The organism is Variovorax sp. P4_D9, assembly GCF_056401695.1.
Genome location: NZ_JBFUIU010001484.1, coordinates 1 through 1,238, shown reverse-complemented (window position 1 = coordinate 1,238; position 1,238 = coordinate 1). Strand labels below are relative to the sequence as shown.

Here is a 1,238-nt window from a genome sequence, read left to right as displayed (position 1 = left end):
CGTTCGAGGCGGGGCCTCGGCCTCCATCGGCGCGGTGGCCGTCGGCGCAAAGTCGCCCGCCACGGGCGCGACGAAGGCATGGGGCTCGAAGGCGGCGGGCGACGCGCTGGCGGGATCGATGACTTCCTTGGCCACCGAATAGAGCAGCAGCAGCTCCTGGTAGGCTGCCAGGTCGAAGGCCCCGTCATCGTGGCGGCCGGGCTTGCGGAACACCAGCTCCTCGATCAGGGCCAGCGTGCCCGGCGCCGGCCACAGCGACTCGATGCGGGCGAGAGTGCTGGGGTAGTACTCGAGCCCCTTGCCCGTGTCGCTGAAGTGCTCGAAGGACGGCACATCGGCATTGAAGGCGCGCTCGAACTCCTCGGCCAGTCGCGCATAGTCGTCCCGGCGATCGAGAGAATGGAAGATCCGCAGCAGATCGAGATAGGCCAGTGCACTGGTGCCGGGATTGGCGGCGATATGCTCGCGCAGCACCGCGATGGCCTGGTCGTGCTGGCCCAGCGACAGGAAGAAGTCGGACTGCTGCTGAACATCGAACAGCTCTTCGGTGTTGACCGAGCGCACCGGTGCGCCCTCGGCCAGTTGCGCCGGGTGGGGCAGCGGCGCGTGCGGACCGCTGTCGAGCCCGGCCTCGTCGTCCGCACCGAGCCGGGCGAACGGCGTCGGGCCGAAGGTCCTGGGAGGAGTGCCGCGACGGGCCCGCGGCGGTTCGGTATCGAGGTCCATGTCGTCGTCGAGCAGGCCGCCTTCCGGACGTGGCCGGCGCGGGTCGCTGGCCCCGGCCGCCGCGTCGCCCCACCACGCTGGCGCCGTCGCCTGGCGCGCCAGCCGCCAGAGCATGATCAGGCCGATCAGTGCCAGCAGCAGCGCCACCAGCGCATAGACCAGGGGATTGGCGTAGCGGCTCTCGCGCGCCTGGGCCAGTTCGCTGCGTACTTCGAGCAGGGTTCGCTGGTTCTGCGCCGCCTGCTCGCGCAATGCGGCCAGCGTGGCCTCCATGTCCTTGACGCGCTTGGCCTCTCGTCGCGATTCCTCGGCGGCGGGATCGAGCGCGTTCCAGAGTGCAGCCGCAGCGGCACGGCGGACCGGGTCCGGCGCATCGGGCAGGTTCAGCTCCGGCGTGGCCTTGAGATTGCCGGCCAGTGCCGGTGCCGGCTCCAGAGCCTCGACCTGCAGACGGGGCCGGCCGGCGCCGGCATCCCGCGGGGCTTCGGCTGCGGCCGGCTGCGCTGCCGGCG

1 pseudogene is annotated in these 1,238 nt (G+C 71.6%); it reads right to left on the bottom strand.

Annotation, left to right across the window (positions count from 1 at the left end):
* Positions 1-1,238: pseudogene (locus AC1DY5_RS56210) on the bottom strand (hypothetical protein); the annotation flags it as partial.